Source organism: Arthrobacter sp. TmtSoilC77, assembly GCF_059739415.1.
On record NZ_AP046050.1, the window covers coordinates 4,208,172 to 4,220,801 of the forward strand.

Sequence of the window (12,630 nt, forward strand, 5' to 3'; positions counted from 1 at the left end):
GCCGGTTACGCAACATGACGACCGCGTAACCGCTTGCAAGTGCGGGCCGCCGCCGCGGGATGTTACGTTTTTCTTGAGTAATGAGCACCAGCGCCAAGCCCTGACTTGCTGGTCGGCAACCCTCTCTCCGGCGGGGTGCCTCAGGTGACTACTCGGCGTATCGACACTTCGAACTGCAAGCGTGACTGAGGAGCACCAGCCAATGCCTGAAACCACTGAAGAAAAACTCTCCTACCGCCTGATTACAGGTCCGGATACCCGTGAATTCTGCGAGCGGATCACCACGGCCCTCGCCGACGGCTACGTGCTCCACGGCAGCCCGGCAGCCACGTTCAATGGCACGGATGTCATCGTGGCGCAGGCGGTCGTCCTGCCCGCTGCCATCGCCAACGCAGACGCCGCCGTCGCGAATGCTGTTGACCAGTTGGAGAACGACGACGACGAAGAAGCATTCGAGGGACACGCATGAGTTACGCAGGTGACCTGACCCCGCAGGACGCGTGGGCCAAGCTTGAAGAAGGCGCAATCCTGGTAGACGTCCGCACCGAGGCCGAGTGGGCCCACATCGGCATCCCGGACACCAAAGCCACAGAGAATGATCCCCTGTTCATTCAGTGGAACCTCGCCGGTGGCATTCCCAACTCCCGCTTCATCGAGGACCTGCAGCAGCAGGCACCCGAGGGTGAGGGCGTGGAACTCGTTTTCATCTGCCGCTCAGGCCAGCGCTCCATCTCGGCCGCCATCGCCGCGACGCAGGCCGGGTTCACCGCCTACAACGTGCTTGAGGGCTTCGAAGGCGACCCGGACCGCTACGGCGAACGGACCATCAACGGCTGGAAGAACCGCGGCCTGCCAACCAACCTGGGGAACGACTAAGTGACTTTCAATCCCGATGCCGCCAGCTGGAGCCCTGACACCCAGGCAGTACGCGGCGGCCTTGACCGTACCAACTTCCAGGAGACGTCCGAACCCGTTTTCCTGAACTCCGGCTTCGTCTACGAATCCGCTGCCGCCGCCGAACGCGCCTTCACCGGCGAGGACGAACGCTTCGTTTACTCCCGCTACGGCAACCCCTCTGTAGCCACGTTCCAGGAACGGTTGCGGTTGCTCGAAGGAACCGAGGCATGCTTCGCGACGGCGTCAGGCATGTCCGCGGTGTTCACCGCCTTGGGTGCCCTCCTGGCTGCCGGTGATCGCGTGGTTGCCGCCCGTTCCCTGTTCGGCTCGTGCTTCGTAATCCTCAACGAGATCCTGCCGCGCTGGGGCGTGGAGACCGTGTTCGTCGACGGTCCCGACCTCGACCAGTGGCGGGCTGCCCTCTCCGAACCGACCACCGCCGTGTTCTTCGAGTCGCCCTCGAACCCCATGCAGGAAATCGTGGACATCGCCGCCGTCAGCGAGCTGGCGCATGCTGCGGGAGCGACCGTCGTCGTCGACAACGTCTTTGCCACACCCTTGCTCCAGCGTTGCGGTGACCTGGGCGCGGACGTCATTGTGTACTCCGGAACCAAGCACATCGATGGCCAGGGGCGTGTCCTCGGCGGCGCAATCCTGGGCACCAAGGCATTCATCGATGGCCCGGTCAAGCAGTTGATGCGGCACACCGGACCTTCACTCTCCGCCTTCAATGCCTGGGTGTTGACCAAGGGCCTGGAGACGATCGGCCTGCGGGTGAACCACAGCTCGGCGTCTGCTTTGAAAATCGCGGAATGGCTCGAGCAGCAGCCTGCCATCAACTGGGTCAAGTACCCCTTGCTGAAATCGCACCCTCAGTACGAGCTGGCAGCCAAGCAAATGAAGGCCGGCGGTACCGTGCTGACCTTCGAGTTGCTGCCCTCCTCCGGGCGTTCGGCCAAGGATGCCGCGTTTGCATTGCTGGACGGTCTGCGCGTCATCGACATCTCCAACAACCTGGGCGACTCCAAGTCCCTCATCACGCACCCGGCCACCACTACCCACCGGGCCATGGGGCCCGAAGGGCGTGCGGCCATTGGGCTGAGCGACGGCGTGGTCCGTTTGTCCGTTGGCCTGGAAGACGTGGACGATCTCATTCTGGATCTGGAGAAGGCCCTCAAACAGGTCTAACCTTGCTGCCATGAGCGGGAACCACCCCCATCGCCGTGCCGGAGCAGTCATCGTTGCCGGTACGGCGGTGTGGTTTGCAGGGATCTCGCCTGTATCGCGTGTCTACATCACCCCTGATGCCGCTGAACGTCTTCGTATGCTTGAGGCCGGCCAGCGTGGCTGGGTGATCGGCCAGCACCTCGCTGCTGCCGGAACAGTCGCGGTGCCGGTGGGATACGCAGCCTTTGCCCGTCGTCTTCCGCGCGGACAGGCGAAGCGTTGGGCTGTTGCAGCCGCGGCAGCTTTACTGGCAGGTGCTCCGCTCTTTGTCTCCAGTTTGTCCCGCCGGGCCGCGGATCTGGAACGCTTTGCCTACGGCCGTGGATCGAATGCGCCCTTCCTTGCCTATTCCGGGCTCCACGTTCTTGCCCTGGCTGCGCTCGGCGGAAGCCTTCTTTCCTTGCCCACCAAACGGTGGATCGGAGTCACGGCCGCAGCCAGCGCGCCCATATACGGCGCCATCCTTGTGGCGAAGAAGGACATCCCGCCGTTCGTGTTCTACCTCGTCGAGGGCTTGGCGGGGGCTTACTTGATGACGTGGGACGGGACTGACTCCGCAGTAGCCTAAGGCCTGCGGACCCTCGTCAGGATGGGCGCCGTCAGGTTGGGGGCCGGGTCCTTACGTGCATCTGCGGCAGCACCACGAATCGTCGCCTTCACCGCATGCCCAACCACCGCCCCCAAGGCCTCCCTGCTCGGCGGACTCCCTGGCGGATTCCGGGCGTCATGCTGCCGGTTGTTGAAACGCTCTGCTGCTTCGCGTTGCTCCCGGGCCCCGTTCCCGCGCTCAAGAACGTCCGCGATTCCGGCCTTCACCAACTCCAGTTCACCTTGGTCATCCAGGACCGGGCTCAGGTAATCCACCAAAGCCCAGACCACGTCCGCTGCCGGCTGGGGACGGAAGTCGCCAAAGTCCAGGAGGTCTCCCCGAAGTCCGGAATTGCTCGCTTGCCAACTCGCCATCCGGAGCAGGGCAGTCGGAACCGAGGCGGGCTCAACGCCGTCGAGCATTTCCAGGGAAGCAGTCTCAACCAATGCCCTCACAAGCACCGCAATCAAGGCTGCGTCCTCCGAACGGAGGCAGACGTCAGCCACCCTGACTTCCACAGTGGGATGGTTGCGGGAGATGCGCGCGTCGAAGTAGATCATGCCCTCATCAAGGAGAACCCCCGTGTCCAGGAGGCGCTGGACCATGCGCCGGTAGGCAGTCAACGAACCAAAAACGGCAGAAGGCCCGGACGTTGGCCACCGGTTCCAGGCCTGGATCCGATAGCTCTCGAAACCCGTGGGCAACCCACGCCAGTAGGGGGAATTGGCGCTGATGGCCGTCAAGACAGCAAGTTTGTCGCGGATGTGGTCGAGGACCACCACGCCCTCTTCAGGGGACTCCACAGCGGTATGCACATGGAAACCGCAGGTCAGTTGCTCGTGGGCCGTCAACCCGAAGCGCTCAAGCATCACGGCGAAGCGGGGATCCGGGGTGGTATGGGTGTTCTTGGCCAGTGGCGAGGTGGCAATCGCGGCCACCCGGGCGTTGTGCTTCCTGGCGGCGTCATCGGCCATGGCACGTCCACGCCGGATCTGCTGGAGGAGCTCGGTGTAGGTATGGCACGGCCGGGTCTGGGTTTCGATCTGCTCCAGTTTCAGTTCGTGGCTGAGCCCCATCCCGCTTTCAAGCGCCGCTTCCGGCCCTGCGAGCAGAGCATCCGCGAGGGCCAGGGGCTCGCCCGTCACAGGATCGACGATGAGTAGCTCTTCCTCCACCCCGAAAGTCCGCATGGCACCATTGTGCTTCATGCGGCATCCGGGTTACAGCAACGCGGGGTCACTTACGGCCCATGTCAGGGCCCTAAATGGGCTCTAAGTGACCCCGCGTTGCAGGAGGGCCTAGTCCTGGAAGTACTCCACCTTGGCGCCAATGGTGTTCAGTCGCTCGGCCAGGTCCTCGTAGCCGCGTTCAATCACGTAAATGTTGCGAAGCTCGGACGTTCCACGGGCAGCCAACATGGCCAGGAGCAGGCACGCTGCCGGACGCAGGGCCGGCGGGCAGCCGATCTCCGCAGCGCGCCACTTGGTGGGTCCGTTGACGTAGATCCGGTGCGGGTCCAGGAGCTGCACTTGGGCGCCCAGCTTGTTGAGCTCCGTCAGATAGATGGCGCGGTTCTCGTAGACCCAGTCGTGGATCATCGTCTGGCCCTCGGCATTGCCTGCAATCACTGCGAAGAAGGGCAGGTTGTCGATGTTGAGCCCCGGGAACGGCATGGGGTGGATCTTGTCCTGTGGCGCGTGGAGCTCAGAAGGCTTGGTGGTGACATCCACCAAACGCGTCCGGCCGTTGCGGGCCGTGTATTCACCTGAGATTTCCAGCTTCTGGCCCATTTGTTCCAGGGTGGCGAGCTCGATTTCCATGAACTCGATGGGAACCCGGCGGATGGTGACCTCGGAGTTCGTGACGATGCCCGCGGTGATGAGGCTCATGGCTTCGATGGGATCCTCGGACGGGAAGTATTCGATCTCCACGTCTATGGCTGACCGGCCAGTGATCTTCAAAGTCGTGGTCCCGACGCCCTCGATGGTCACGCCCAAGCCCTGCAGGTAGAAGCAAAGATCCTGGACCATGTAATTAGGGCTCGCGTTGCGGATCACGGTGGTGCCCTCGCGGTGCGCGGCAGCCATGATCGCGTTCTCGGTGACGGTGTCGCCACGTTCGGAGAGGACGAAGGAACGGTCGTGCCCATCGGCAGGGGGTGCCACCACGGAGTAGAAGCCGGACTTTGCCCCCACCGTCAGCCCGAACTGGCGCAATGCCTGCATGTGGGGTTCAACGGTGCGCGTGCCGAGGTCGCATCCACCGGCATAGGGAAGCAGGTACTCGGCGGTCTCATCCAGGAGGGGGCCGAGCAGCATGATGACGCTGCGTGTGCGTCGGGCTGCGTCCACATCCATCGATTCAAGGTCAAGCACTTCGGGCCTGCGGATACGGAGGTCGCTGCCGTTGAGCCAGGTGCATTCGACGCCGATGGACGTCAGCACCTCAACGATCCGGTTGACTTCCTCAATGCGGGCCAAGCGACGCAGCGTGGTGGTGCCGCGGTTGATCAGGCTTGCACAAAGCAGCGCCACCCCGGCATTCTTGCTGCTGTTGACATCCACTTCGCCGGACAGCGTGTGGCCGCCCTCCACCCGGAGGTGAGTCATCTGCGGCTTGCCTACTTTGACGATGGAACGGCCGAAGATGGCTTCCAGCCGTTCGATCATTCTGAGGCTGAGATTCTGTTTGCCCTGCTCCATTCGGGCGATAGCGCTCTGGCTGGTTCCCAGCTCGGAAGCCAACTGCCCCTGCGTCCAGCCCTTTTCGCTTCGCGCGTCGCGGAGCAGGAGGCCTACATTTTCGGCGGTAGGTTGCGTCATACTCAAGAAATATCACAAGTGAGTTAGAACTGCTGAACAAATCGCCGATTCAGCGGCAAACATCACACGGTACCCGCATAGTGCGATAACTAAGCCTCAAAATCAGCTTCTTCATGAAAAGCCCCACGATTTGAGAACCGGTCCAAATCAACCTATCTTGAACTTAAGTAAGCCTAACCTAAGCTGGAAAGCGGTCTGAGAGAATGACGCCCCCGACGCAAAACCCCGCCCCGCCGAACGGCTCCGGGGTTTACCGCGATCACTGGGGAATCCCCCATCTGTGGGCCGGGTCGGCGGACGAACTCGCCTTCCTGCAGGGCATGAACGCAGCAACGGATCGATCATGGCAGATTGAGCTGGAGCGCTGGCGCTCGGAGGGCCGTATGGCTGAAGTTCTGGGCCCCGATGTGGTGGTATGGGATCGTTTTGCCCGGCAGTCCCGGCTGAACGAGACTGCCCGCCGTTGTTTCAACGGGCTGGATCCCGCAACCCAACGATGGGTTGGCCAGTATGTTGCAGGCGTCAACCACGCGCTGGCCACCAATCTGCGCGGCGGGCCCGAATTTGACGGTTCCGGCAGCGCACCGGAACCGTGGAACCCTTGGACGCCGCTAGGGGTGTTCCTGGTGCATCACATTCTGTTCTCCACCTTCCCCAACAAACTTTTCCGCGCCCACGTGGCCAGGACGCTGGGCCACGATGCCATCAGCTTGTTCAGCATCGAAGCCCCGGTCTGGTCCGGCAGCAACGCGTGGGCGGTCCACGGCTCAATGACCGCGAGCGGACTCCCCCTGATCGCCGGCGACCCACACCGCCTCATGGAACTGCCCGGGGTGTACCAGCAGGTTCGGCTTGCGTGCCCGGAGTTCGACGCAGTCGGCTTCGCGTTTCCCGGCGTTCCCGGGCTGCCGCATTTTGGCCACACCGGAAAGACCGCCTGGGCCGTCACCAACGCCATGGCCGACTACCAGGACCTCTTCGAAGAGCGGTTGCGCCGCGTCCCCGCCCCGGAGGCGGGCGGCGAGCGCATCGAGGCGCACGGCCCGCGAGGCTGGGAACCCGCCGTCGTAAGTAGCGAAACCATCCATATCCGTCATGGCGACTCTGTAGGCACAGAGACAGTGGAGATCATCGAGACCGCCCGCGGTCCAGTGATCTCGGAAACGCCCGACGGCGCCGCGTTGAGTTTGCGTTTCCCGGCGCAGGTTGAGGGGCGGCTCGGTTTCGAGGCCCTCCTGCCACTGCTGAGAAGCGGGAGTGTGGGCGACGTCGAAGCAGCTTTCGATTCGTGGGTGGAACCGGTCAACAGCGTCGTGACTGCTGATGCTGCCGGAGCGGTACGGCATTTCGTAGCTGGATTGGTTCCCCAACGAAATCCGGCCAACCGACGGTTGCCTGCTCCGGCGTTGTCGGCACGGCATGGCTGGGACGGCGATTACATTGCCCTGCCGCGCACGGAGGTCCAACGGCTTGCAGTCAGCGCCAATGATCGTGCTGCAGGCGGCGGCGATGCCGTAGCGATGGAGTTCGCCCCCGCCCATAGGGCTCTGCGGATTCGGGAGCTTCTGGAGGAGGTGCATGGTGAACTGACCGTGGACCACATGCAATCCATCCATATGGATTCCTTGCTCGGTCCATGGCCCATGTTCCGGGAGGTGCTGGGCAACCTCGACCCGGCAGATATGTCCAGGGAGGCCAAGTCACTGCGAACGCTGCTGCTCGAGTGGGACGGGACAATGGCGGCCGGCAGCCACACTGCGGCCGTTTTCGCGTCATGGCGGGGCGCCTTGGTTCAGCGCATAGCACGTCATCCCGCGCTGGCGGCTCTGGCTGAACCTACCGGGTATTCCCCTCTGTTCGGGCCCTGGCTGTCGGTCGCTTCACGCATAGGTTTCGCCCTGGAAACGCTGTTGGTCAGAGCCTCGCAGCTTGGTATCGATATGGCTGTGGAGGCCGCGGCCGCACTCGAGGATGCAGCCTTGGAAGACTCCTTGCTGGACGATGCCGTATGGGGCGATCGGCATAAGCTCCTGGCGGTCCACGTTCTCCCAGGCGACCTCGCCGCTTCGGCACCAACCCCAGAACTAAGCGGAGATACCGGATGCGTACTCTGCACCGAAAGCCTCCCTGGTGTGGACGACCGCAGTTTCCGCGGACCCGTGGCCCGCTATGTCTGGGACCTGTCCGATCGCAGCAACAGCCGTTGGATTGTGCCATTCGGCGCTGCTGGACGGCCTGAGCATCCACATTTTACGGACCAGATGCCGCTCTGGGCCTCAGGAAAGATGATCCCTGTGGTCACGGACTGGAGCGAGCTCAGTCATGACCACTCCTAAGACGCCCCCTAATTCGCACGAACCAAGCCCAGCCCAGCCCAAAGGAAATCATGACCACAAGCACCCGGGACTTCGCTGTCCGGACCACGATCTACACCGAAGAACTTCACGGATGGGGCGTACTGCGGATCGTCCCGTTGGTTCCCGCCGAAGACCTTGACCTCATTCATGGTTGGGTCAGCCAGCCTCGTGCCAGGTTCTGGGGCATGCTGGAGCATTCGCGCGAGGACGTCCTGGAGATCTACGCTTTCCTTGACTCCTTGGACACTCACCATGCCTTTTTGGTGGTGGTCGATGGCGAGCCGCTGGCGCTCTTCCAGACTTATGAACCGTTACACGATCCGTTAGGCGAGGCATACCCGGCGCGGGAGGAGGACATCGGAATGCATTTGCTGCTGGCGCCTGCGAGGCGTCCGATTCCCAACTTCACACCACGTCTCGTCACGTCCCTCATCCGATACATGTTTTCCCTGCCCGGCAAGGACCGGATCATTGTTGAGCCGGACGCCCGCAACGCAAAGGCAGTTCGCCGCCTCGAGACCACGTGTTTCGAGCTTGGCCCCGTCATCCAGCTGGCTGAAAAGGAAGCCCAGTTGGGGTTCCTCACCCGGGCAAGGTTCGAGAAGATCCAACGGAAGAGCTAACGCCAGACGAAACTCCACGTTCCAGCGCCGACGGCCGCCAGTACAGCAGCGGCAGCGATGACGAGGCCGCCCAGGAGGACCCAGACATCCAGGAGGGAGTATGTGGATTCCCGGGCCCACGTTCTCTGCCCGCCACCGAAACCACGCGCCTCCATGGTGACGGCCAACCGGGAAGCCCGACGCACTGCCTGGACCAGCAGCCCGAAGCTCTGTCCAAGCGTTGCCTTGAGCCGTTGCAGCGGACTGCCCTGCGAACCCACTCCGCGGGCCCGCCTGGCCATGCCGATGGTCTGCCATTCCTCAGCCATCAATCCCACCAGGCGCATCGCGGCCAGCGATCCAAGGACAAAGCGGTGTGGCAGCCTTGCTTTCTGTGCCAGCGCATCAGCCAGGTCGGTTGGATCTGTGCAGGTCATCAAGAGGATTGCCGGCAGGGCTATCGCCAGGCCGCGCAGCATGAATCCCAGCCCCAGCTGAAGGGAACCTTCGCTGATGGACCAGAGTCCGACGTCGAGCAGTACAGCCCCGCTGTCAGCCGCCACAATTGCGGTGCTCCAACCACCTATCGCTGCAGCAATGATGAGCGGCCAGGCCCGCTGCCACAGAAGCCCCAGCGTGAGGCCAGCCAACGGGAACAGGGCCAGCTCGGCGACGAGGGCAGTCGAAGCGGACACCCAGTCGATCGACAATGCCAGCACCAGCGAAATGAGGAACACGGACACGAACTTAACCAAGGGGTTGGCGCGCGTGAGGAGGGCGTGGTTGCCGCGCAGGTTCAGGGCGTCCCTCATGCAGCACCGGCTTCCTGGCGGGCTGCTTCGCTGTGCGGGTCCGGAGCTTGCGGCGTAGCTGGATCCAGGCGCAGCTCGGTGCCGCCCAGGACCGCGCTGAATTCTTCGTCGTGTGTCACGGACACAACGGCTGTTCCAGCATCGAGCAGTTCAGAGAGGAAGGATGCCAGTTCGGCCCAGGTGTTGGCGTCCTGGCCGAACGTGGGCTCGTCCAGGACCAGCACCTTAGGGTGGGCCGCAAGGACCGTGGCCACGGACAACCTTCGCTTCTCGCCGCCGGACAACGTGTAAGGATTCGCGTCCACCAAATGCGTGAGCCGCAAACGCTCCAGCAATTCATCCACGCGTTCTTCACCGTGGCCCAGATGCTTTGGTCCGAACATCAGCTCGTCCAGAACCTTGCCCGTCACAAATTGGTGCTCCGGTTCCTGGAACACGGTGCCAATGCGGGAAATCAGCTGATCCGCCTTCCACTTGAACGGGTCGATTCCAGCTCCCTCGGAAAGCTCGACGGCGGCACTCACCTTGCCGTCAACCGGCGCCAGAAGGCCGGCCAATGTGAGCGCAAAAGTAGATTTGCCTGCACCGTTCGGACCCGTGATGGTCAGTGCCTGGCCAGCCCGTACTTGTGCACTGATATCCGATTGCACGGGGACGGGCGGGATGGTCTTGAAACGGCGACGACGGGACTTCCCACGGGAAACAGCCAGGTCCTGTGCGACGAGGAGGAGCTGGTGCGTGGATTCATGGCCGGCAGGAACCGATGCCGTGGACTTGGCCCTGCGGGCGCGGGTAGCCGGAACGTATCCGGGCACCCACACTCCCGCTGCCATCAACATGGTGCGGGCCTCTGTGAGCACCTGATCCGGGGGGCCGTCCAGGAGCACACCGCCCCCGGCCGAGGGTGGCTGGAGGACCACGATCCTGTCCACCAGGTCCTTCCACACGGACACACGGTGTTCAACGACAACCAAAGTGGCGCCGGTCTTGTCCAGGCAGCGCTGCACGGCGTCCCGAACCTCAAGCACGCCCACCGGATCAAGGTTGGCCGTAGGTTCGTCCAGGAGGATCAGCCCGGGCCGCATCGCCAGGATGCCAGCCAACGCAAGGCGCTGCTTCTGCCCGCCGGAGAGGGCCGCCGTCGGGTGATCCAGTGCCAAGCCGCCGCCTGCAGGGGTGCGCAACCCGACGTCGTCGAGCGCTTCATGGACGCGCGCCCAAATTTCTTCCCGGGGAACGGCCAGGTTTTCGGCGCCAAACGCGACATCGTCACCCACCCGGGACAGCACTACCTGGGTTTCCGGATCCTGCTGCATCAGACCTGCGCGGCCGCGCTGTTCGCGGGGAGCAACGCCGTCGATCAACAGCGAGCCGGTCTCGTCGGAATCGTCCTCCTCATCACCCAGCACACCGGCGAGGGCGTGGAGCAGTGTCGATTTCCCTGCGCCCGATGGACCCAGCAAGAGCACACGCTCGCCGGGCCCGATCCGGAAATCGAGGTCCTGGATGGCGGGTGTGGAACGTCCGGCATGCCGCCATCCCCACCCTTGGGCGGTGATGGCGGCAGGCCGTACCTGGCCGCTGCTTTGCGTGGCAGGCATTAGTTGAAGACGGGCTCCGAAGCAGCCTTCCGCGACGCGAAGGAGCTCAGTACACCGGTCTTGGCCAGCCCGCGGGTGGCAACCCAGGACAGCGCGCCCGCGATGATCGCACCGGAGAGCGTGGTGAAGGCGATGTAAGCCAGCTTGTCGATTGCTTCGTAGGCGATGTTCCAGCCCCAAGGCAGGAAGGAATCGTTGAGACCGCAGAAGAGGCCCGAGCCGGCACCTGCGAGGAGTGCAGCGGAGAGGTCGAACTTCTTGTACCGGAACGCAGCGAAGACGAGTTCCGCACCCAGTCCCTGGAGGACGCCGGAGATGAGGACGGTGGTGCCGTACTGGGAACCCATGATGAGTTCGCCGGTGGCGGCGACGGCTTCGCAGAACAGGGCTGCGCCCGGCTTGCGGATGATGAGCATGCCCAGGACGGCCGGGATCATCCAGCCACCGGCGATCAAACCGGTGAGCGGCGGATACGTGGCGTTCATGGGGATGGATACGATTGCGGCGCCCTGGGACCAGGCCCAGAAGATCACGCCGCCGGCGATGGCAATCAAAGCTGCCACCACGATGTCTACAACACGCCAGTTATAACTGGTCTTCTTCACGCTTGCCGTGGTCATTTTTTCTGCCTCCTGAGGTACAGGAGGGGAAAGTGCTCCCCGGAAACCCCCGGCCGGCCTGCGCCGCCCGGATCCGGACACTCTGAGAAGCTCGACTCCCTTGCGCCGGTACTAACCGGATCAGGTTCGAGGGTCTGCGGCTGTCCGCACTCTCAGCGCCCTCGCGTCACCTGCATCTCTGCAAGGTCCGACGGCGGCGCTCCCCTGTCGTTATTAATCTGCCCTTATGGGCGTGGTTCAGTTTACACCTGTGGGTGTTCGTGGGCTCCTTGGGCTAGTCACAAAGCGGTTGGCTCCCCTGTCTCCTGCGTTGCGGGGCCGGCTCTGCGCCCCATTCTCCGGTCTGAGCACGCACACCGGGCCCCACAACAGGACCTGAGACAATGATCCAGCAGGAATCGACGCGGCAAAGGGGTAATTCATGACGGACCTTCCCATTACGGACATGCCAGTTCCCCAACCCCGCCTTGCCGCGAGCGTCATCCTGCTCCGTGACGCACCGGGCGGGCTTGAGGCCTTCGTCCAGCACAGGGTTGCCACCATGGACTTCGCCGCCGGCATGGTGGTCTTTCCGGGCGGCCGGGTTGATGCCGCTGACCAGGATGGATGGGATTACCCTGTCCGGCTGCTGGAACAGCACGCTGCAGACTGGCATCTGAGTTCCATCGCCGTCAATCCTGTACAGGCCCCGGCAAAGTCAGGCATGGTGCTCACCGCTGCCCTGCGGGAAGTTTGGGAGGAGGCCGGACTTCGCCTTGACGCCTCAGACCTTCGCCCCTGGGCAAACTGGGTCACGCCCACGGACATGCCCAAGCGCTTCGACACGTACTTCTATGTAGCCAAGCCTGCTCCGGAAGCAGCACCCCAGCACCAAACCACTGAAGCGTGGCAATCACTCTGGATGCCGGTGGACGGGATCCTGGCGGCCGAGGCGGCCGGTCAGTTGCAGCTGATGCCACCCACGTATTACCTGCTCAAGGAAATTTCCGGTCTCGGAACCGTGGATGCCGTCTGGGAAGCCGATCACGATGTTGTTCCTGTCCTGGCACCACGCGGTTCCATGGCAGCTTTCCTCAAGGAACGCGAAAACCGCCGCTAGTCCC

At 63.3% G+C, this 12,630-nt stretch carries 12 protein-coding genes and 2 riboswitches; of the genes, 7 read left to right on the plus strand and 5 right to left on the minus strand.

Translation table 11 applies throughout. The annotated features are described in order from the left end of the window. Positions 1–76: 76 nt before the first annotated feature. Positions 77–188, plus strand: a riboswitch (SAM riboswitch). Between the two features lie 14 nt (positions 189–202). The 4 genes from AC6I99_RS19430 to AC6I99_RS19445 are packed head-to-tail and all read left to right on the plus strand — an operon-like array spanning position 203 to position 2,692. After that, complete coding sequence (locus AC6I99_RS19430; protein ID WP_497944261.1) at positions 203–469, plus strand: DUF1737 domain-containing protein; 267 nt, start codon at positions 203–205, stop codon at positions 467–469. Next, positions 466–876, plus strand: coding sequence for a rhodanese-like domain-containing protein (locus AC6I99_RS19435; protein WP_216926789.1), 411 nt, complete (start codon positions 466–468; stop codon positions 874–876). Before AC6I99_RS19430 ends, AC6I99_RS19435 begins: the two co-directional genes overlap by 4 nt. After that, on the plus strand, positions 877–2,085 hold the full coding sequence (locus tag AC6I99_RS19440; RefSeq protein ID WP_497944260.1) for an O-succinylhomoserine sulfhydrylase: 1,209 nt from the start codon (positions 877–879) through the stop codon (positions 2,083–2,085). It abuts the gene before it with no gap. 10 nt (positions 2,086–2,095) lie between these two features. Next, positions 2,096–2,692 (plus strand): hypothetical protein, encoded by a 597-nt coding sequence (locus AC6I99_RS19445; RefSeq protein ID WP_497944259.1) that lies wholly within the window; start codon positions 2,096–2,098, stop codon positions 2,690–2,692. Here AC6I99_RS19445 and AC6I99_RS19450 read toward each other — a convergent pair. Together AC6I99_RS19450 and AC6I99_RS19455 are read right to left on the minus strand one after the other, a co-directional pair. After that, the gene (locus AC6I99_RS19450; protein WP_497944258.1) at positions 2,689–3,903 is read right to left on the minus strand and encodes a glutamate--cysteine ligase 2; all 1,215 of its coding nucleotides are present in this window, start codon (positions 3,901–3,903) and stop codon (positions 2,689–2,691) included. The two genes, AC6I99_RS19445 and AC6I99_RS19450, sit on opposite strands and share 4 nt — an antisense overlap. 108 nt (positions 3,904–4,011) lie before the next feature. Next, positions 4,012–5,535 carry a UDP-N-acetylglucosamine 1-carboxyvinyltransferase gene (locus tag AC6I99_RS19455; protein WP_497944257.1) on the minus strand — a complete coding sequence of 508 codons (1,524 nt, stop codon included), beginning with the start codon at positions 5,533–5,535 and terminating at the stop codon, positions 4,012–4,014. Positions 5,536–5,738: 203 nt separating this feature from the next. Here AC6I99_RS19455 and AC6I99_RS19460 point away from each other — a divergent pair, with 203 nt between their 5' ends. Together AC6I99_RS19460 and AC6I99_RS19465 are read left to right on the plus strand one after the other, a co-directional pair. After that, the gene (locus AC6I99_RS19460) at positions 5,739–7,871 is read left to right on the plus strand and encodes a penicillin acylase family protein (RefSeq protein WP_497944256.1); all 2,133 of its coding nucleotides are present in this window, start codon (positions 5,739–5,741) and stop codon (positions 7,869–7,871) included. A gap of 50 nt (positions 7,872–7,921) precedes the next feature. Then, a complete protein-coding gene (locus tag AC6I99_RS19465; protein ID WP_497944255.1) occupies positions 7,922–8,515 on the plus strand; it encodes a GNAT family N-acetyltransferase in 594 nt (197 codons plus the stop codon). Here the strand turns inward: AC6I99_RS19465 and AC6I99_RS19470 are convergent. Genes AC6I99_RS19470 through AC6I99_RS19480 form a run of 3 tightly spaced genes read right to left on the minus strand, consistent with a single transcriptional unit; the run spans position 8,512 to position 11,527 of the window. Continuing rightward, on the minus strand, positions 8,512–9,306 hold the full coding sequence (locus AC6I99_RS19470) for an energy-coupling factor transporter transmembrane component T family protein (RefSeq protein ID WP_497944254.1): 795 nt from the start codon (positions 9,304–9,306) through the stop codon (positions 8,512–8,514). The genes AC6I99_RS19465 and AC6I99_RS19470 overlap by 4 nt on opposite strands. Then, on the minus strand, positions 9,303–10,907 hold the full coding sequence (locus AC6I99_RS19475) for an ABC transporter ATP-binding protein (RefSeq protein ID WP_497961573.1): 1,605 nt from the start codon (positions 10,905–10,907) through the stop codon (positions 9,303–9,305). The genes AC6I99_RS19470 and AC6I99_RS19475 overlap by 4 nt, the downstream gene beginning before the upstream one ends. Further along, positions 10,907–11,527, minus strand: coding sequence for an ECF transporter S component (locus AC6I99_RS19480; protein ID WP_224089324.1), 621 nt, complete (start codon positions 11,525–11,527; stop codon positions 10,907–10,909). Before AC6I99_RS19480 ends, AC6I99_RS19475 begins: the two co-directional genes overlap by 1 nt. Before the next feature lie 79 nt (positions 11,528–11,606). Further along, positions 11,607–11,743, minus strand: a riboswitch (TPP riboswitch). 205 nt (positions 11,744–11,948) lie between these two features. Here AC6I99_RS19480 and AC6I99_RS19485 point away from each other — a divergent pair. Then, positions 11,949–12,626, plus strand: coding sequence for an NUDIX hydrolase (locus AC6I99_RS19485; protein WP_497961575.1), 678 nt, complete (start codon positions 11,949–11,951; stop codon positions 12,624–12,626). The last annotated feature ends 4 nt before the right edge of the window (positions 12,627–12,630 follow it).

What these genes read in the sequence shown, in the direction of transcription:
- AC6I99_RS19480 (WP_224089324.1), bottom strand. Translation starts at nt 11,527, where the DNA reads ATGACCACGGCAAGCGTGAAGAAGACCAGTTATAACTGGCGTGTTGTA.
- AC6I99_RS19445 (WP_497944259.1), top strand. Translation starts at nt 2,096, where the DNA reads ATGAGCGGGAACCACCCCCATCGCCGTGCCGGAGCAGTCATCGTTGCC.
- AC6I99_RS19430 (WP_497944261.1), top strand. Translation starts at nt 203, where the DNA reads ATGCCTGAAACCACTGAAGAAAAACTCTCCTACCGCCTGATTACAGGT.
- AC6I99_RS19455 (WP_497944257.1), bottom strand. Translation starts at nt 5,535, where the DNA reads ATGACGCAACCTACCGCCGAAAATGTAGGCCTCCTGCTCCGCGACGCG.
- AC6I99_RS19460 (WP_497944256.1), top strand. Translation starts at nt 5,739, where the DNA reads ATGACGCCCCCGACGCAAAACCCCGCCCCGCCGAACGGCTCCGGGGTT.
- AC6I99_RS19450 (WP_497944258.1), bottom strand. Translation starts at nt 3,903, where the DNA reads ATGCGGACTTTCGGGGTGGAGGAAGAGCTACTCATCGTCGATCCTGTG.
- AC6I99_RS19435 (WP_216926789.1), top strand. Translation starts at nt 466, where the DNA reads ATGAGTTACGCAGGTGACCTGACCCCGCAGGACGCGTGGGCCAAGCTT.
- AC6I99_RS19465 (WP_497944255.1), top strand. Translation starts at nt 7,922, where the DNA reads ATGACCACAAGCACCCGGGACTTCGCTGTCCGGACCACGATCTACACC.
- AC6I99_RS19470 (WP_497944254.1), bottom strand. Translation starts at nt 9,306, where the DNA reads ATGAGGGACGCCCTGAACCTGCGCGGCAACCACGCCCTCCTCACGCGC.
- AC6I99_RS19475 (WP_497961573.1), bottom strand. Translation starts at nt 10,907, where the DNA reads ATGCCTGCCACGCAAAGCAGCGGCCAGGTACGGCCTGCCGCCATCACC.
- AC6I99_RS19485 (WP_497961575.1), top strand. Translation starts at nt 11,949, where the DNA reads ATGACGGACCTTCCCATTACGGACATGCCAGTTCCCCAACCCCGCCTT.